The organism is Enterobacter sp. SES19 (assembly GCF_011765665.1).
Lineage (GTDB): Bacteria > Pseudomonadota > Gammaproteobacteria > Enterobacterales > Enterobacteriaceae > Enterobacter > Enterobacter pseudoroggenkampii.
This window is the reverse complement of the sequence record NZ_CP050320.1, coordinates 1,531,567-1,548,359: the sequence shown is the minus strand read 5'-3', so window position 1 is coordinate 1,548,359 and position 16,793 is coordinate 1,531,567. Positions and strand designations below refer to the sequence as shown.

Sequence of the window (16,793 nt, the reverse complement as noted above, 5' to 3'; positions counted from 1 at the left end):
ATTTAACCTACCATATTATTAAGTTGCAGAAGCGGCTGTAATATTGACAGCACGATAAATAAAACAATCGTCGCCATAGAGACCACCAGCGCCGGTTCAAATACCGACAGCGTTAACGTAATTCGATGCTGTAATGCCGACTCCTGGTTTTCCGCCGCGCGGTCCATTAAATTGCCGAGCTCCCCGCTCTCTTCGCCGGAAGCAATCATGTACAGCATGGTCGGCGGGAATAATTTCGCCTGTTCAAGCGCGGCATATAAAGATGCCCCCTGGCGCACGGTATCGGCGGCCTGCTCCAGCACCTGCCGGGCGTAGAGGTTTTCGATACCGTCCATCGCGATATACATCCCTTCGAGCAGCGGCACGCTGCTGGCCTGCAGAATGCTCAGGGTTCGGATATAGCGGGCGCTGTTGATGGCGCACATCAGCTTTTTAATCGGCGAGCCGTTCACCAGCCAGCTGTGCCAGCGAAAGCGGTTTTTGGCATTTCTGAGCCAGGTCTTAAAGCCGATAAACCCACCGGCCAGGATCCCGACAATATAGATGCCGTACGCCTGCAGGAAATCGCTCACTGCGATCAGCGTGCGGGTGGTGATCGGCAGCTGCTGCTTCATGTGGGTGAACTGCTCGATCACCTGCGGGACCACCGCCACCAGCAGAATGCCGATCACCGCGATGGCCACCACCGTCAGGGTAATCGGGTAGACCATCGCCTGCGTCAGCTTGCTTTTCATCTTCTGACGCTGCTCGTTGTACTCCGCCAGCTTCTCCAGCACGTCGCCCAGGTGACCGGTCTTTTCACCGGCCATCACCAGGGTGCAGTAGAGCTTGTCGAAGGTGCGCGGGAACTGGCTGAAGGCGTCAAACAGCGTGTGCCCTTCCACCACCTTTTCACGGATCTCCACCACCATCGCCGCCAGCTTTTTGTCTTCCGTCTGCTTCGAGATGGCCTTCAGCGCACTTTCCAGCGGCAGCGCGGCGTTGACCAGCGTGGAAAGCTGGCGGGTAAACATCGACAGCACCGGCGTGGAGAGCTTAGCCCCGGTCTTTGCTTTCCCGGACACCGCCGCTTCGCGGGTTTCGGTGATGCTGACAGGCATTAGCTTTTGTTCGCGAAGCCACTGGCGAACCTGTTTTTGCCCCTCGACCTGCAGCGTGCCGCGCCGGGTTTTGCCCGCCGCATCCGTTGCCGTCCAGGCGTAGAAGGCCATTACTCATCCCCTCCACGCTCGGCGGTGACGCGCATCACCTCTTCCAGAGAGGTGATGCCGCTAATCACCTTCAGCAGCCCGTTTTCGCGCAGGCTGTAGGCCTGCTTAAAGAGCTGCGTTTCGATGGACATTTCGTCCTTATCTTCATGGATGGCGCGGCGCATGGTGCTGTCCACCACCAGAAATTCATGAATACCGGCACGGCCCTGATAGCCGCTCTGGCGGCAGTGCTCGCAGCCCACTGCGCGATAGATCGCTTTCGGCGGCGCGTCCATAAAGCTGAACAGCACTTTTTCATTGTCATCCAGCGGACTGGTGATCCGGCAGTGGCTACACAGCCGACGCACCAGACGCTGGGCAATGACACCGAGCAACGATGAACCGATTAAAAACGACTCCAGCCCCATATCCCGCAGGCGGGTTATCGCCCCGGCGGCGCTGTTGGTGTGCAGCGTAGACATGACCAGGTGACCGGTAAGCGAGGCCTGTACCGCAATTTGCGCGGTTTCGCCGTCGCGAATTTCTCCGATCATCACCACATCCGGGTCCTGACGCAGAATGGCGCGCAGCCCGCGGGCAAAGGTCATGTCCACGCGCGGGTTAACCTGCGTCTGCCCCACCCCTTCCAGCTCGTATTCAATCGGGTCTTCAACGGTCAGGATGTTGCGCTCATGACCGTTCAGCGCCGAGAGAATGGCGTACAGAGTGGTACTTTTCCCGGAGCCCGTGGGCCCGGTGACCAGGATGATGCCGTGCGGGCGGTCAATCAGCCCTTTTAACTTCTCCAGCTCTTCATCAATCAGGCCCAGCTTGTTGATGTCGGGCTTCAGGTTGCTTTTATCGAGCAGGCGCATGACCACGCGCTCGCCGTACTGGGACGGAATGGTCGAGACGCGCACGTCGATGGCCTTGCGGCCGATGCGCAGAGAGATACGGCCATCCTGCGGCAGGCGCTTCTCGGCGATGTCCAGTTTCGACATGACCTTGATGCGAGACACCAGCAGCGGTGCCAGCTTGCGCGCCGGCTGCAGCACCGGGCGCAGCACGCCGTCAACGCGGAAGCGAATGCTCAGCGTGCGCTCGAAGGTTTCGATATGAATATCCGACGCGCCGTCCTTCACCGCCTCGCCGAGAATGGCGTTGATCAGGCGGATCACCGGCGAGTTCTCGTCGTTATCAAGCAGGTCTTCGTTATCCGGGATCTCCTCGGTTAACGCCATCAGGTCGATATCCGCGTCCATATCATCCACCAGCTGCTGCGAAACGCCGCTGCTCTGCTGCCAGATCTTGGCCAGCAGCTCGTCAAAGGCTTCAGATGTCAGGGTCACCGGGACGAACGCGCGTCCCAGCACCCGGCGCACTTCCAGCAGTGCTAACGCCGGGGTGTTATCACGGATATAGACGTCGTTGTTGTAAAACAGAACGCCGTTATCTTTTGCGTAGCTGCTGCTACACAGGGTTTTAGTCAGTTCGTCCACGGTGCCCTCACCGCCTTAGTGTTTAAACGGATTGCGCGGTGTGCTGGCGCTGGTTTTTACCGGCGCGGCGCTGGCGTCGACGGGAAACGCGGGCAGTACCGCGTTATCCGTTGGTTCGATAATGCCGAGTTTTTTCTCTTCCACGCGCTGCTGCTGGCGGGCGCGGATCTGGTCATATTTCTCTTTCGACGCCGCGCTGTAGTTGTCGTCGTCGCGCAGCACGGTTGTATGGATAAACACCATCAGATTGCGTTTCGACGTATCCTGCGAGGTATAGCGGAACAGCTGGCCGACCAGCGGGATATCGCCCAGCAGCGGCACTTTGGAGACCGATTGTTTGGTGACGTTCTCCACCAGGCCGCCGAGCACCACCGTCTGCCCGCTGTGCACCATCACTTCGTTGTTGATGGTACGGGTGTTGAAGGTTGGGCCGAGGCTGGCATCTTCCGTCGCGCTGTTGTCGACGCTGGAGACTTCCTGCTCAATCTTCAGGTGGATCATGTCGCCGTCGTTGATCTGCGGCACAATTTTCAGCTTGGTCCCGACCGTCTTGCGCTCAACGGAGTTAAAGACGTTGTCGCCGCTGGTGGTCTGGGAGCCGGAAAGCACCGGCACGTCCTGACCGACGTTGAACGACGCCTCTTTGTTATCCAGCGTGACCACGCTTGGCGTGGAGAGAATATCGTTTTTGCCGTCGGTGGAGAGCGCGGTCATCAGCGCCCCGAAATCGCCGTTAAAGAAGCCGGTCGCAAGGCCGGTGAAGCTCGCCCCCTTCATGGTGCCGTTTTTAATCTGGCTGATTGGCAGGCCGGTGGAGCCGAACTGCACGCCGCCGTGCTTGCTGGTCCACTGCACGCCGAGATCCAGGCCGTTACCGTCCTGCACTTCAGCAATGATCGCTTCCACCAGCACCTGCGGACGACGGATGTCGAGCTTGTCGATCACCTTCTCAAGGGAGTTCATCACGTTAGGCTGAGCGGTGATCACCAGCGAGTTGGTGGCCTCGTCGGCGGTAATGTTCAGATCGCTGGACGCGGTGGCGGTTTTCGCCTTCGGCGTACTGGCCTTGTCCTTCAGCTGTTCACCTATCCCGGTCAGAACCGGCACCACCTTCGTGGCGCTGGCATATTTGAGGTAGAAGACGCGGGTATTCCCCTCGTTGTTCTGCTCGCGGTCCAGCTGATGGATCAGAGAGCGGGTACGCATGCGCGCATCTTCCGAGCCGCTGATCACCAGGCTGTTGGTTTCGTCATCCGCCACCACTTTTGTGGCCAGCTGCGGCGCGTTCTGCCCCTTCTGCTCTTCATTGTTGAGGTTGTTCAACATGTCGGAGAGCTCTTTGGCGGAGGCAAAGCGCAGCGGCACGATCTCGCGGCGCTGAATCCCGTCTTTGTCCACGCGCTGAACCAGATCCACCAGGCGGTTCACCACCGAGGCTTTACCGGTCAACAGCAGCACGTTGGACGGTTCAAAGTGCACCACGTTGCCGATGCCGGTGGCATCGTTGAGCTGGCGCAGCAGCGGGGCAAGTTCACGTACCGGCACATTTTCCATGCGCACGACGCGGGTGATGATCTCATCACCTTTACCCGGGTTTTTGCTGTCTGCCAGCGGCGCGCCGGCGGTACGGGCCACGCTGGAACGCACTACTTTAATCATACCGTTGTCCATCGGGATCACCGACAGGCCGTACAAATCCAGCACGCTCAGGAAGAACTGGTAATACTCATCTTCCGTCAGCACGTTGTAGGTTCGCACCGACACCGAGCCCTGCACGGACGGATCGACGAGTATGGTTTTATTCAGATTGCGGCCTACCGTATCGATAAACTCGCGGATATCGGTATTTTTGAAGCTCGCGCTAAAGTTGGCTGCAAGCAGCGAACTTGAATATAACGACAATGCGGTCAGCGCCACGCACGCCCAGGGAAATTTCTTCATGTCTGTACACTTGTTAATTGTTTAGAACATTAACCCGAATATTTTCAAGGTGAGCGTGACGTCTGACGACGACCTCCGCCTCTTTCATTTTCGACCAGTTGGCAATAATACTTTTTGCCTTTGCTTCATCGGTCATATCGACAGAATTCACTTTTACCGCCACATCACCTTTTTCGAGCCCTGAATGGCTGTAGAAGGAAGAGGCATTCCTTGGATTAATGTTGTAGCCTTCCAGCTGGCCTTTTTCGATTAACGGCTTTAACACCAGATAATCATTCAGATGCACACTTTCCGCGCCTGCATCTTTCGTCGATTTGCTTACCGGGCCGCTGTCAACGCCGCCCTTAAAATAATCAGGTTTATTTAATGCCAGTACCTGCGTAGCACCTTCGTAATTAACCACCACATTGTCTTTGTTAATTTCCTGAATATAGGCATCGTTAAAACCGGTCAGCGGCTCGCCTTCACGGTAGCTCTTCTGACCACCCGGCGTTTTGATCACGGCGAAAGAAAGCCAGGCGTCATCGCTGCGCACAATACCTTCGATCTCCGCTGCCAGCGGGACTTTCGCGGCGGCGGGCAGGTTGTCCTGACGCACGGCCGCCGTGAAAAGGGTGAATGTCTTTTCATCACGACGCGTTTTCAGCGGCTGCGCATCAGCGTTAGCCAACTTATTCGTAACTTTTTTATAATCTTTAAACGTCAGATACCCTTGCTGGCCGCAAAAAATTGACAGCACAAATATAATGCAAGGCGTTACCCACCGTGACAGAAATGAGAACCTCATTTTTCATCTGGCCTTTAGCAAAGCGAAAATAAGCAGCGTCGCGCTGCGCAAATATGTGAGCAAAGCGTAATTTCCCGCTGTAAAAACGACCACTCACTTTGCCGCTAACTTTCATACAGAAAAATATTGACCGCATAAAATCCAGATGTTAGGCCTCATCGGCAGGATATTTTTACCCTGTGCGCAAATTGACCACCCTATAGCGTTGCTTTACTTTCTCGTCCTGTTGCTATTCCTAATCAGAGACGGTAAGTCGTTATGTATCAAAGCCACTTTAATTTTAAAAACCCGCCCTTTCGGAAAATAACCGGGTTATCCGGGGATTTTCTGGTGCCTTATCATCAGGACGTATTCAACCTGCTGAAAGAGAAAACCCAACAGGCGGGGATTATTGGGCTCTTTGCTGACGATGCCCCGCTGCTGGGTCAGTTCAGCGACGCCCTGAAATCCGCTAATCCTGACGTTTTTGCCATTAACGCGTTTCCAAAACTGAGTGCCAGTAGTCTGCTGTATAAACTCAACCCGGGAACGAAAGAGAGCAAAAACCGGCTTCAGGCGGTGGATACCATCCTGCACCAGTGGCAAGGGGGAAAAACCAGGACGAAAGTGCTGGTGATTAGCCACACCGAAGCCATGAAGGACACCTGTCAGGAGGTGCTGGCTATGCTACTGACGCGCGCCCAGGAGCTGGGGTTTTGCCTCTCCATCGTGCTGATGGGCGCAGCGGATCGGGAAGCCGTCCTGATGCAGCAGCCCGAGCTGCGTGAATATGCGCATACCCGTCACAGCCTGCGTCCTCTTACCTGCCGGGAATCTCTCCGCTACGTTGAGGCGCAGTGTGAAGAGCACGGATGCGAGAGCTCACCGTTAACCCCGGCGCGCGTGCGCAAGATGCATACGCTGACCAGAGGGAATATCAGCAAGCTGAACGAGCTGGCCCACCTGTCGATGCTCGCCGCCTGGACCGAGCGTGCGGATCAGGTCAGCCCGCGTCATTTACGTCTGGCCTCCGGCGAGACGCTGCCTGCGAAAAAACACGGTAAGCGCCTGGCTACCGTCGGTTTGTTCGCATCCGTGCTGTTTGCCGCCTGCGGCTGGTATTTGACCTCCTCGATCGGTGCAAAACTTCCGGTTCAGCTCCCGGTGCCTGCTAGCTGGAAACAGCAGACGCCACATGTTCAGGCCCCGGTGGTGCCGGTTATCGACAATGAAATGGTCAATCAGCCGGATGCCATGCATCAGCTCTATCTGATGTGGGGGTATGACGCCTCAGCGGACGATGCCCTGTGTCAAAACGCCGCAAAGGTGAACCTGATGTGCAGGCAGGGTAACGCCTCACCGGACGCGCTGGCGCAGGAAGGGTATCCGTGGGTAAGTGAACTGAAAACCGGCAACCACCTCAATTATGCCGTGGTCGCCCGCGTCGGGGATAACTCACTCGACCTGCTGATGAACAACCGTACCTGGCAGGTAAGCCGCAGCTGGTTTAACCAGCATGCCACCGGCAACTTTACGCAATTGCACCGCCTGACGCCGGAAGGTAAAGACGTCATCAGCGGCGCCAGCGATGCGAAGGACATGGGTTGGCTTGACCAGCAGCTGAGCGTAGCCCTTAACCAGCCGGAAACCCATTCCCGGACCTGGACAACGGAGATGATGAAACGCACCCGCGAGTTCCAGCAAAAAATGCATCTGCATGTGGATGGCATTCCAGGGGAAGATACATTGATGCAGTTAATGCGTGAAACCCATTCCACGCCGAGCGTGCTGATCCAGACCTCCCCGAAAATGCAGGAGAAGAAAGCCTGATGTCTACCATCTGTCTTGCGGCCCAGCGCAGCTACGCTACCGGGGAGGCGGTCTGGTTTTCGTATCGCCTCCCCAGCCTGAGAAAAATCGTCGGCAACGCCTTTTTAGGGATGTTGGGTCTGTGCGTCATGTTGACGGCGGGCCTGTACGCGCATACTTACTGGAATCTGCGTCATCCTGCGCCGGAACCGGTAACAAAAGCGAGCGTCGCGAAACCTGAAACGCAGCTTTCTGATATGCACTACGTGTATGTGAGCAAGCCGTTCCCGCATCCGAAACCCGCACCGGTGCAGGCAGACATCCCTGCCATGCAGGATCTGCCGATTAACAGCGACGATGCCGACTGGCAGCAAGCGCCCGACGGCGCGGAACCGCACGATACGTCGCGGGATACGTTACCCGGCACCGAAGCGCATGATGTCGCGCCCGCCAGTACAGGCAGTGAGGATGCTTCTTTAACCGAGTTGTTTAAGCAGGCGTTAAAAGAACAGGAGCAAGATTATTCGCAAGGCAAAATTCCCGCGCCACCGGTGGATGAAACGCAGGATAATTCGCAGACGAGAGTGCAACATAACGTGGGATCCCGATCTCCTTTGAGTGAAAAAGGAGATCGGCTGGAATAGTTAGTATTTTTCAGGCAATGTGTTCAGATTAAGGAGTCGACCTTTTTCCACCACAATATATTGACCTTTTTTGAGGTCGGAGAGGATTTTAATGATGGTACTGCGCGCCAGATTGGTATATTCCTGAATATAATCGTAAATATTGATATCACGCTGATGATGAACAATCAGCTCATTAATCTCGTATAAAAACTCGCGCACTACAGAATAAGCGCTGCGGGCAACCAGCACATCGTCACGTTTGCTCAGCATGCAGATGTACCAGGCCAGCACTTTGGTGAGTTCAGGCCATAAATTGTTATCGGTCATCAGCTGCGCGAAGACCTCTTTTTTGATTGAGCGCACCACAGTGTTAGCGCGAATGAGGCCGTACATATGGGTTGCGTTATAGTACATCGACGAGAGGCCAAAAATGCACTGGCCCGTTACCGTGAACATACACAGTTCGTCGGATTCGCGTCGGAATTCAACTTCACCGCTGACGATAATATGAATATATTGTGAATCGGACGTGGAGAGTTTCTGCCATTTCTTTAAGATCTTCTCTTCAAAACCTGATGTAGCAGAAATAATGGCTTCCATTTCATATTGCGGACGTAATTTTTTTGCATAGATGCTTAACATTGTTATACCCGATTTAAGATGTGAAATTTAAAAATGCAGGCATAGGGCAAAAAAGCCTTAAGCCCTGAATATGTTCCTGTGAAATTCTCAATGAGAGAAATAAAGAATAAATGCGATATATTTATTTGCTATATTAATTAGCAAGCTATGTGTCTATCTTAAATCCGGATAATTTTAAGTCAATTAACTAAAAATGAATTGAGTTTGTACTTAAGATTAATCTGAAGAAAATCAGAATGCGTTAAGGCATTCGGGGTAGTCCGAAGGATTACCCCTGCCCGTACTTCTCCAGAAGCGCTTCGGCAATGGCCATCGTTTCGACGTCCGCAATACCGTTCCACAGGTCAGGCCGGAAATGCATCTGGAACGCCGTGATGATGCGCTTTTGCTGCGCAGGGGTGCTGTCAACCGGCACCTCATAGCCATACCGCGCGAGGAGATCGAGTAATGCCCCGGTCTCCACCTGCTGATAGCGCGGACGCCCGTTAATATAGAACGCGACGCGCGCCGGATCGGGCCATGCGCCAATGCCCTGCTGAGCAAGCTGTCGCCACGGGAACAGCGGGCCGGGATCGTCTTTGCGCTGCGGCGCGATGTCCGAATGGGCCACCACGTTTTCAGGTTTGATGTTGTAGCGGGTAATAATATCTTTGGCGAGCGGCACCAGCGCCGCAATTTGCGCAGGCTCAAACGGGGTAAAGCGCTTAACGCCCGATGTTTTTTGCCAGCCGCGGTTCTCCAGCTCAATGCCGACAGACGTATCATTGATGCGGTTTGTGCCGCGCCAGAAGCTAATGCCCGCATGCCAGGCCAGTTCGCTCTCGGGCACCAGTTGCCAGATGCGCGGCTTACCGTCCGGTGCCGGGGGTTTAGCCGGGATCAAATAGTGAGAGCTGACGTTCTTATCCGTCAGCGTGGCCAGCGAGCTGTCAAAATCATCCGCGGTATAGTGGATAACCAGCACCTTGATGCGCGGGTAAGCCGCCTGAGCCTGATGACGCGTATCCAGCTCGTAGGCACCTTTATCGATGATTCCCTTTTCCGCGGCACACCCTGCCAGCAGCAGCGCCAGCAGGATTGTGGCAAACGAACGCCTCATCGAAGGGTTTTCACCGCCGTACCGCTTACGCTCACCATCAGCATGCTGGCATCTTTCCCGACCGTTTCGTAGTCGATATCGATCCCCACGACCGCATCGGCGCCGAGGGCTTCCGCCTGCTCGCCAAGCTCTTTAAAGGCGATTTCGCGCGCTTTGCGCAGCTCTTTTTCGTATGCACCCGAGCGGCCCCCCACGATATCGCGGATACCGGCAAAAAAGTCACGGAAGATATTGGCGCCGAGAATCGCTTCGCCGGTGACCACGCCGCAGTACTCGGTTATTGTCTGCCCTTCCAGGGTTGGCGTTGTTGAAAACTGCATGGTTTCTCTCCTTCTTTAGCGTTCAATGCCTTAGGCACAGCATTATCGGTTCGTTACGCTATGATTGAAAGGATAGTTAATAAATAAGGAAATCAACATGCGCTATTCTGCTTTAACACTTTTAGTGCCCTGCGCGCTGGTGCTCAGCGCCTGTACCACCACGGTCACGCCAGCCTTTAAGGATATCGGTACCCGCAGCGGCCCCTGCATAGAGGGCGGCCCGGACACCGTGGCGCAGCAGTTCTATGATTATCGCATTCAGCACCGCAGCAACGACCTCACCGGGCTGCGCCCGTATCTGAGCGATGGCCTGGCAAAACTGCTTAACGACGCCACCCGCGATCCACAGCATAACGCCCTGCTGAAATCCGATCCGTTCTCCAGCCGCACCACCCTGCCGGACAGCGCCGAAGTGGCGAGCGCGTCAACCATCCCGAATACGGACGCCCGTAATATTCCGCTGCGCGTGAAGCTGACGCAGGGAACCCAAACCTGGCAGGATGAAGTGCTGATGATCCGTGGAGGTCAATGCTGGGCAGTGGACGACGTACGCTACGTGGGCGGCAGCGTTCATGCCCCGGCAGGCACGCTTCGCCAGTCGATTGAGAATCGCTAAATCCGCCGATATTCCCTGGTAACCCCCGTAAAATGTGCGGCATTTCATGCGGAATGCCGACATTTATACTCGCCGACCTTGCCGTTCGCTATTTTGTGCTATGTTTAAGAGGAAATACGGGTTATATTTAACTTTTAACGCAGAAATATTGCATAACTATTCTGTCAACGGTACTATCTGCGGCCTCAATTGCTATAGATTGCCTGGATGAGTAAAGACTGCCCCGATGAGTATTAAACTAAACGGCATTAACTGCTTCTACGGCGCACACCAGGCGCTGTTTGACATCACGCTGAACTGCCCGGAAGGCGAAACGCTGGTTTTGCTTGGCCCAAGCGGTGCAGGCAAAAGCTCCCTTCTGCGTGTCCTTAATCTGCTTGAAATGCCCCGTTCAGGTACGCTGGCGATTGCCGGTAACCATTTTGATTTCGCGAAAACGCCGTCTGATAAAGCGATTCGTGAGCTGCGTCAAAACGTCGGCATGGTCTTCCAGCAATACAATCTCTGGCCGCACCTGACCGTCCTGCAAAACCTGATTGAAGCCCCGTGCCGCGTGCTGGGGTTAAGCAAGGATCAGGCCATTGCGCGTGCCGAAAAGCTGCTGGACCGCCTGCGTCTTAAGCCCTACAGCGACCGCTATCCGCTGCATCTTTCTGGTGGTCAGCAGCAGCGTGTGGCCATTGCCCGTGCGCTGATGATGGAGCCTGCGGTGCTGCTGTTTGATGAACCCACCGCGGCGCTGGATCCGGAAATCACCGCCCAGATCGTGAGCATTATTCGCGAGCTGGCGGAAACCAACATTACGCAGGTCATCGTCACCCACGAAGTGGAAGTGGCGCGTAAAACCGCCAGCCGTGTGGTCTACATGGAAAACGGCTATATCGTTGAGCAAGGTGATGCGAGCTGCTTCGCGAACCCGCAAACCGATGCCTTCAAAAACTATTTATCTCATTGATTGTGTCAGGGGAAATATAATGAAAAAAGTATTACTTGCCGTGCTGCTTGCTGGCGTTACCCTTTCCGCTACCGCAGCCCAGACCATTCGTTTTGCCACGGAAGCCTCTTACCCTCCGTTTGAGTCCATCGACGCGAACAACAAAATTGTGGGCTTCGACGTGGACCTGGCTAACGCCCTGTGTAAAGAGATCGATGCGACCTGTACCTTCAGCAACCAGGCGTTTGACAGCCTGATCCCAAGCCTGAAGTTCCGCCGTATCGACGCCGTGATGGCCGGTATGGATATCACCCCGGAGCGTGAAAAGCAGGTGCTGTTCACCACCCCTTACTACGACAACTCCGCCCTGTTCATTGGTCAGAAAGGTAAATTCACCTCTGTCGATCAGCTGAAAGGCAAAAAAGTCGGCGTGCAGAACGGCACCACGCACCAGAAATTCATTACGGATAAGCATCCGGAAATCACCACCGTTCCGTATGACAGCTACCAGAACGCGAAGCTGGATCTGCAAAATGGCCGTATCGACGGCGTTTTCGGTGATACCGCGGTCGTGACCGAGTGGCTGAAAGCCAACGACAAGCTGGCGCCAGTGGGCGACAAAGTGACCGATAAGGATTACTTCGGTACCGGTCTGGGGATTGCCGTTCGTCAGGGCAACACTGAGCTGCAGCAGAAATTCAACGCTGCGCTGGAAAAAGTGAAGAAAGACGGCACCTACGAAACCATCTACAAAAAATGGTTCCAGAAGTAATTCCTGATGAATGAAATTTTTCCTTTAGCAAGCGCCGCCGGGATGACCGTCGGCCTTGCCGTTTGCGCACTGATTATCGGCCTCGTGCTGGCGATGTTCTTTGCGGTGTGGGAATCCGCGAAATGGTTCCCCGTCGCCTGGACAGGCTCCGCGCTGGTCACCGTGCTGCGTGGGCTACCGGAAATTCTGGTGGTCCTGTTTATCTATTTCGGCTCTTCGCAGCTGCTGCTCACGCTGTCTGACGGCTTCACCCTCAATCTCGGCTTTGCGCAGATCCCGGTGCAGATGCAGATTGATAACTTCGACGTCAGCCCGTTCCTGTGCGGCGTGATTGCTCTCTCCCTGCTCTACTCCGCGTACGCGTCGCAAACCCTGCGCGGTGCGCTGAAAGCCGTGCCGCAGGGGCAATGGGAGTCGGGTCAGGCGCTAGGGTTGTCGAAATCCGCCATCTTTTTCCGTCTGGTGATGCCGCAGATGTGGCGTCATGCCCTGCCGGGGCTCGGCAACCAGTGGCTGGTGCTGCTGAAAGATACCGCGCTGGTGAGCCTGATCAGCGTTAACGATTTGATGCTGCAAACCAAAAGCATCGCCACCCGTACCCAGGAGCCGTTTACCTGGTACATTGTGGCGGCGGCGATCTACCTGGTGATCACGTTGCTCAGTCAGTACATCCTCAAGCGTATTGACCTGCGTGCGACGCGCTTTGAACGGAGACCAGGCTGATGCTTGAATACTTTCCCGAGTTGATGAAAGGGCTGCACACCAGCCTGACGCTGACCGTGGCGTCCATTATCGTGGCGCTGATCCTGGCCCTTATCTTCACCATCATCCTGACGCTGAAAACGCCGGTGCTGGTGTGGATTGTGCGCGGTTACATCACCCTGTTCACCGGTACGCCGCTGCTGGTGCAGATCTTCCTGATTTACTACGGCCCGGGCCAGTTCCCGTCGCTGCAGGACTACCCGGTTATCTGGCATCTGCTCTCTGAGCCGTGGCTGTGTGCCCTGATTGCCCTTTCGCTGAACAGCGCGGCCTATACCACCCAGCTGTTCTACGGGGCGATCCGCGCCATCCCGGAAGGCCAGTGGCAGTCCTGCGGGGCGCTGGGCATGAGCAAGAAAGACACGCTGGCGATCCTGCTGCCGTACGCCTTTAAGCGCGCCCTCTCCTCCTATTCCAACGAAGTGGTGCTGGTGTTCAAAAGTACCTCGCTGGCCTACACCATCACCCTTATGGAAGTGATGGGTCACGGACAGCTGCTGTATGGACGCACCTATGACGTAATGGTGTTCGGCGCGGCGGGCGTGGTGTACCTGGCGGTGAACGGTCTGCTGACGCTGATGATGCGCCTGATCGAGCGTAAAGCGTTAGCGTTTGAGCGCAGAAATTAACCACGCGAATGCATAAAACGGTATTCATAAAGCGGGTAACCTGATGGGTTATCCGCTTTTTTTGTAACAAACACAATATTTAATCATTTTTATTGCATACAAATTCATTAACTGGCATTGTACATCCAGGCCGCAGACACGGCGCATCAATAAGACAGACGGGAGCATTACAATGAAAAAGTTAGTTCTGGCCGCATTACTCGCCACCTTCGCCGCTGGCGCATCCGCTGCGGATAAAATCAATTTCGGCGTGTCCGCCACCTATCCGCCGTTTGAGTCGCTGGATGCCAGCAACCAGATCGTCGGTTTCGATATCGATCTGGCGAAAGCGCTGTGCAAACAGATGCAGGCCGACTGCACCTTTACCAACCATGCCTTCGACAGCCTGATCCCGTCGCTGAAGTTCAAAAAATACGATGCGGTGATCTCCGGGATGGACATCACGCCTGAGCGCAGCAAGCAGGTCGCGTTCACCGACCCGTACTACGCCAACTCGGCGGTGGTGATTGCAAAGAAAGGCGCTTATACCTCTTTCGATCAGCTGAAAGGCAAACGCATCGGGATGGAAAACGGCACCACGCACCAGAAATACCTGCAGGACAAACATCCGGAAGTGAAAACCGTGGCCTATGACAGCTACCAGAACGCCATTATCGACCTGAAAAATGGCCGTATCGACGGCGTCTTCGGCGATACCGCCGTGGTGAACGAATGGCTGAAAACCACCCCGCAGCTGGGCACCGCAACGGAGAAAGTGACCGATCCACAGTACTTCGGTACGGGCCTCGGCATCGCGGTACGTCCGGATAACAAAGCCCTGCTGGAAAAACTGAACGGCGCGCTGAAAGCGATTAAAGCGGACGGTACGTACCAGAAAATCAGCGAGCAGTGGTTCCCGCAGTAACCTTTTTTGCCGGGTGACCTGGCCTACGGGGGTGGTAGTCTGTAGGCCGGGTAAGGCGAAGCCGCCACCCGGCAATTTCTCAAAGCGGCACAAAGAACCTGAACCGTGCCCCGCTCACCGACTCCATCAGCCTGATCCCACCGCCGTGCAGCTCCAGCATCCGTTTCACGATTAACAGCCCCAACCCGCCGCGATTCTCTCTCGACGCCTGGGTATTGAGCGCCGATGGCCGCTGGAACAGATCGTCGCGCAGCGAGGCATCCACGCCCGTTCCATTGTCAGCCACTTCGACCTGCAGCCGTTCATTCTCCTGCCAGACCGCCAGACGAATTTCCCCTCCAGCTGGCGTATGGCGCATCGCGTTATCGAGCAGGTTGGTCACCACGCGTTCGATCATCGACACATCGGCGTTTATCAGCGGCAGCGGCCCCGGCACGTCAATATGCAGATTGACCTCTCGCGTGCGGGCGGTGAGCTCAAACTTCTGCGCCACGTCGGAAATCAGCTCTCCCATCGCGAACCGTTCGCGCTGGGGTTTAATGCCGCCGTGCTCAAGGCGCGCCAGCTCAAACAGCTGCTGCGAAAGATGACGGACTTTTTGCCCCTGACGCAGCGCGGTGGCGAGATACTGCTGGTGCTCCTGCGGCGTCAGCGTGGCGGATTTTAGCGAAAGGGTTTCCAGATAGCCCAGCAGCGAGGTCAGCGGCGTGCGGAGATCGTGCGAAATGTTGGCGATAAACTCCCGGCGCTGGCGATCGCTGTCGGCCAGCTGATCCCACTGGCGGGTGATTTTGCGCGCCAGCTCGATAAAGCTGTTGCGCAGGATCGCCACTTCATCTTTTGCCGCCGCGTCCGGCGTCTGTGCCGCCAGCAGCCTGATTGCGCTTATGCTGTCCTGCTCCAGCCCGGCCACTTCCACCGTCAGCTGTTTGACCGGACGCGTAACCCAGTACCAGACCAGCAGCCCTGCCAGCAGCCCAAACAGCGCGACCCACAGCAGTGACCACAGGACGGTACTCCACAGCGCCTTGTGCCAGGCCATTTCCGCCAGAGCGTTTGACTCCTCGCCCTGCAAGATAATGTACAGATAGCCTTTCAGCTCGCCGTCCTGCCGTAGCGGCGTGGCGCTGAAGACTTTTTGATTTTGACTGCGCGGATCGTCGCCCAGTACCGGCATGGCGGTGCCGCTCAGGAAGCTCTGCACCGGCGCCAGGTCGATTTTTTGCCGCTGAATATGACCCGGCGGTGCGGCATCGGCGAGGATATCGCCGTCAGGAGAGATAACGTACAGCTCAACGCTCGGATTAAAGGTCATCAGCCGGCTAAACAGCGGTTTCAACGCGCTGCGATCGACCCGGCCCTGCGCGTCCAGAATCGGTTCGCGCTGGACGATCTGCTGCGCCAGCCCACCCGACAAACGCTGCACCATCGCGTTACCGTACTGCATGCTGCTGTAGAGCTGTACCGCGCAGGCGACGGCGGCGCAGAGCATCATCAGCAGGATGAAGAGCAGCGTCAGGCGCTGGCTCAGGCTAAAGCGGCGCATCATGATTTGGCTCCGCAAATTTATAGCCCTTGCCCCAGACGGTGCGAATGATCTCCGGCTCGGCGGCGTCCTTCTCAATCTTAATGCGCAGGCGGTTGATGTGGGTGTTAACGGTGTGTTCGTAGCCCTCGTGCTGGTAGCCCCAGACCTGCTCCAGCAGCGCCAGACGGGAAAACACCTCGCCGGGATGACGGGCAAAGAAGTACAGCAGCTCGAACTCGCGCGGGGTGAGGTCCACCACCTGGCCGTGAAGCAGCACGCTGCGCGCCAGCGGATCGATGGTCAGTCCGTGGGCCTGAATGTGTCCGTCGGTTTGCGCCTGCCCCATCGCCTGCTGACGACGAAACAGCGCTTTGATGCGCGCAATTAATTCCTGCACTGAGAACGGCTTAGCCAGATAGTCGTCGGCGCCGGTTTCCAGCCCGGTGATGCGGTCGGTTTCGCTGCTGCGGGCGCTGATGATGATCACCGGCAGGTAGCGCGTCATCTGACGGATGCGGCGGCAAATCTCCAGACCGTCCACGTTGGGCAGCATCAGGTCGAGGATCACCGCATCCCACGGCTGTTTTTCAAGACGCTGCAGGGCGTTGCCCCCGTCGGGCTCGTGGGTGATGGCGTAGCCTTCGTCTTCTAAATTGAGTTGCAGAAGCGCCGCGATATCGTGGTCGTCTTCCACCAGCAGGATCTGCTTCATGAGTAAGCCTTCATTCATTTCTTATGACGTAAGCTTACCTGATT

General features: G+C 56.0%; 17 protein-coding genes. 8 read left to right on the top strand and 9 right to left on the bottom strand.

All coding sequences use genetic code 11. The annotated features are described in order from the left end of the window. Positions 1-2: 2 nt before the first annotated feature. The 4 genes from gspF to gspC are packed head-to-tail and all read right to left on the bottom strand — an operon-like array spanning position 3 to position 5,375. The gene (gene gspF, locus GXP72_RS07310; protein WP_090417572.1) at positions 3-1,211 is read right to left on the bottom strand and encodes a type II secretion system inner membrane protein GspF; all 1,209 of its coding nucleotides are present in this window, start codon (positions 1,209-1,211) and stop codon (positions 3-5) included. Next, positions 1,211-2,689 (bottom strand): type II secretion system ATPase GspE, encoded by a 1,479-nt coding sequence (gene gspE, locus GXP72_RS07305; RefSeq protein WP_157188833.1) that lies wholly within the window; start codon positions 2,687-2,689, stop codon positions 1,211-1,213. The genes gspF and gspE overlap by 1 nt, the downstream gene beginning before the upstream one ends. 15 nt (positions 2,690-2,704) lie before the next feature. Further along, entirely contained in the window at positions 2,705-4,630 is a 1,926-nt protein-coding gene (gene gspD / locus GXP72_RS07300) for a type II secretion system secretin GspD (RefSeq protein ID WP_208763671.1), read from the bottom strand. A gap of 13 nt (positions 4,631-4,643) precedes the next feature. Continuing rightward, positions 4,644-5,375 carry a type II secretion system protein GspC gene (gspC, locus tag GXP72_RS07295; protein ID WP_208763904.1) on the bottom strand — a complete coding sequence of 244 codons (732 nt, stop codon included), beginning with the start codon at positions 5,373-5,375 and terminating at the stop codon, positions 4,644-4,646. Between the two features lie 300 nt (positions 5,376-5,675). On the opposite strand from gspC, the gene GXP72_RS07290 reads away from it, so the two are divergent. Both GXP72_RS07290 and GXP72_RS07285 read left to right on the top strand, forming a co-directional pair. Continuing rightward, positions 5,676-7,226: an ExeA family protein gene (locus GXP72_RS07290; RefSeq protein ID WP_208763670.1), complete on the top strand. Its 1,551-nt coding sequence runs from the start codon at positions 5,676-5,678 to the stop codon at positions 7,224-7,226. Then, a complete protein-coding gene (locus GXP72_RS07285; RefSeq protein ID WP_208763669.1) occupies positions 7,226-7,849 on the top strand; it encodes a hypothetical protein in 624 nt (207 codons plus the stop codon). The genes GXP72_RS07290 and GXP72_RS07285 overlap by 1 nt, the downstream gene beginning before the upstream one ends. Here the strand turns inward: GXP72_RS07285 and GXP72_RS07280 are convergent, their stop codons facing one another. From GXP72_RS07280 to GXP72_RS07270, 3 genes are all read right to left on the bottom strand, one after another. Next, entirely contained in the window at positions 7,850-8,473 is a 624-nt protein-coding gene (locus GXP72_RS07280) for a helix-turn-helix domain-containing protein (protein ID WP_148768982.1), read from the bottom strand. It abuts the gene before it with no gap. Positions 8,474-8,741: 268 nt separating this feature from the next. Further along, complete coding sequence (locus GXP72_RS07275; protein WP_061715670.1) at positions 8,742-9,572, bottom strand: N-acetylmuramoyl-L-alanine amidase; 831 nt, start codon at positions 9,570-9,572, stop codon at positions 8,742-8,744. Beyond that, positions 9,569-9,892 carry a heavy metal-binding domain-containing protein gene (locus GXP72_RS07270; RefSeq protein WP_023310944.1) on the bottom strand — a complete coding sequence of 108 codons (324 nt, stop codon included), beginning with the start codon at positions 9,890-9,892 and terminating at the stop codon, positions 9,569-9,571. The genes GXP72_RS07275 and GXP72_RS07270 overlap by 4 nt, the downstream gene beginning before the upstream one ends. 97 nt (positions 9,893-9,989) lie before the next feature. On the opposite strand from GXP72_RS07270, the gene GXP72_RS07265 reads away from it, so the two are divergent. The 6 genes from GXP72_RS07265 to artJ all read left to right on the top strand — a co-directional run bounded on the left by GXP72_RS07265 (position 9,990) and on the right by artJ (position 14,509). After that, on the top strand, positions 9,990-10,508 hold the full coding sequence (locus tag GXP72_RS07265; protein WP_208763668.1) for a lipoprotein: 519 nt from the start codon (positions 9,990-9,992) through the stop codon (positions 10,506-10,508). A gap of 226 nt (positions 10,509-10,734) precedes the next feature. Then, positions 10,735-11,463 (top strand): arginine ABC transporter ATP-binding protein ArtP, encoded by a 729-nt coding sequence (gene artP / locus GXP72_RS07260; protein ID WP_023310942.1) that lies wholly within the window; start codon positions 10,735-10,737, stop codon positions 11,461-11,463. 19 nt (positions 11,464-11,482) lie between these two features. After that, a complete protein-coding gene (artI, locus tag GXP72_RS07255; protein ID WP_048990934.1) occupies positions 11,483-12,214 on the top strand; it encodes an arginine ABC transporter substrate-binding protein ArtI in 732 nt (243 codons plus the stop codon). 6 nt (positions 12,215-12,220) lie between these two features. Further along, positions 12,221-12,937 carry an arginine ABC transporter permease ArtQ gene (gene artQ / locus GXP72_RS07250; RefSeq protein ID WP_024907846.1) on the top strand — a complete coding sequence of 239 codons (717 nt, stop codon included), beginning with the start codon at positions 12,221-12,223 and terminating at the stop codon, positions 12,935-12,937. Continuing rightward, positions 12,937-13,605 carry an arginine ABC transporter permease ArtM gene (gene artM, locus GXP72_RS07245; RefSeq protein ID WP_208763667.1) on the top strand — a complete coding sequence of 223 codons (669 nt, stop codon included), beginning with the start codon at positions 12,937-12,939 and terminating at the stop codon, positions 13,603-13,605. Before artQ ends, artM begins: the two co-directional genes overlap by 1 nt. A 172-nt stretch (positions 13,606-13,777) precedes the next feature. Then, positions 13,778-14,509 (top strand): arginine ABC transporter substrate-binding protein ArtJ, encoded by a 732-nt coding sequence (gene artJ, locus GXP72_RS07240; RefSeq protein ID WP_208763666.1) that lies wholly within the window; start codon positions 13,778-13,780, stop codon positions 14,507-14,509. 79 nt (positions 14,510-14,588) lie between these two features. Here the strand turns inward: artJ and GXP72_RS07235 are convergent, their stop codons facing one another. After that, the gene (locus tag GXP72_RS07235; RefSeq protein ID WP_208763665.1) at positions 14,589-16,058 is read right to left on the bottom strand and encodes an ATP-binding protein; all 1,470 of its coding nucleotides are present in this window, start codon (positions 16,056-16,058) and stop codon (positions 14,589-14,591) included. Continuing rightward, a complete protein-coding gene (locus GXP72_RS07230; RefSeq protein WP_024907851.1) occupies positions 16,042-16,749 on the bottom strand; it encodes a response regulator transcription factor in 708 nt (235 codons plus the stop codon). Before GXP72_RS07230 ends, GXP72_RS07235 begins: the two co-directional genes overlap by 17 nt. Positions 16,750-16,793 lie beyond the last annotated feature (44 nt).

Coding starts and splice junctions, on each gene's coding strand:
- artI (WP_048990934.1), top strand. CDS start 11,483: ATGAAAAAAGTATTACTTGCCGTGCTGCTTGCTGGCGTTACCCTTTCC.
- artM (WP_208763667.1), top strand. CDS start 12,937: ATGCTTGAATACTTTCCCGAGTTGATGAAAGGGCTGCACACCAGCCTG.
- GXP72_RS07235 (WP_208763665.1), bottom strand. CDS start 16,058: ATGATGCGCCGCTTTAGCCTGAGCCAGCGCCTGACGCTGCTCTTCATC.
- GXP72_RS07265 (WP_208763668.1), top strand. CDS start 9,990: ATGCGCTATTCTGCTTTAACACTTTTAGTGCCCTGCGCGCTGGTGCTC.
- GXP72_RS07275 (WP_061715670.1), bottom strand. CDS start 9,572: ATGAGGCGTTCGTTTGCCACAATCCTGCTGGCGCTGCTGCTGGCAGGG.
- artJ (WP_208763666.1), top strand. CDS start 13,778: ATGAAAAAGTTAGTTCTGGCCGCATTACTCGCCACCTTCGCCGCTGGC.
- GXP72_RS07290 (WP_208763670.1), top strand. CDS start 5,676: ATGTATCAAAGCCACTTTAATTTTAAAAACCCGCCCTTTCGGAAAATA.
- gspF (WP_090417572.1), bottom strand. CDS start 1,211: ATGGCCTTCTACGCCTGGACGGCAACGGATGCGGCGGGCAAAACCCGG.
- GXP72_RS07280 (WP_148768982.1), bottom strand. CDS start 8,473: ATGTTAAGCATCTATGCAAAAAAATTACGTCCGCAATATGAAATGGAA.
- gspD (WP_208763671.1), bottom strand. CDS start 4,630: ATGAAGAAATTTCCCTGGGCGTGCGTGGCGCTGACCGCATTGTCGTTA.
- GXP72_RS07230 (WP_024907851.1), bottom strand. CDS start 16,749: ATGAAGCAGATCCTGCTGGTGGAAGACGACCACGATATCGCGGCGCTT.
- GXP72_RS07285 (WP_208763669.1), top strand. CDS start 7,226: ATGTCTACCATCTGTCTTGCGGCCCAGCGCAGCTACGCTACCGGGGAG.
- artP (WP_023310942.1), top strand. CDS start 10,735: ATGAGTATTAAACTAAACGGCATTAACTGCTTCTACGGCGCACACCAG.
- GXP72_RS07270 (WP_023310944.1), bottom strand. CDS start 9,892: ATGCAGTTTTCAACAACGCCAACCCTGGAAGGGCAGACAATAACCGAG.
- artQ (WP_024907846.1), top strand. CDS start 12,221: ATGAATGAAATTTTTCCTTTAGCAAGCGCCGCCGGGATGACCGTCGGC.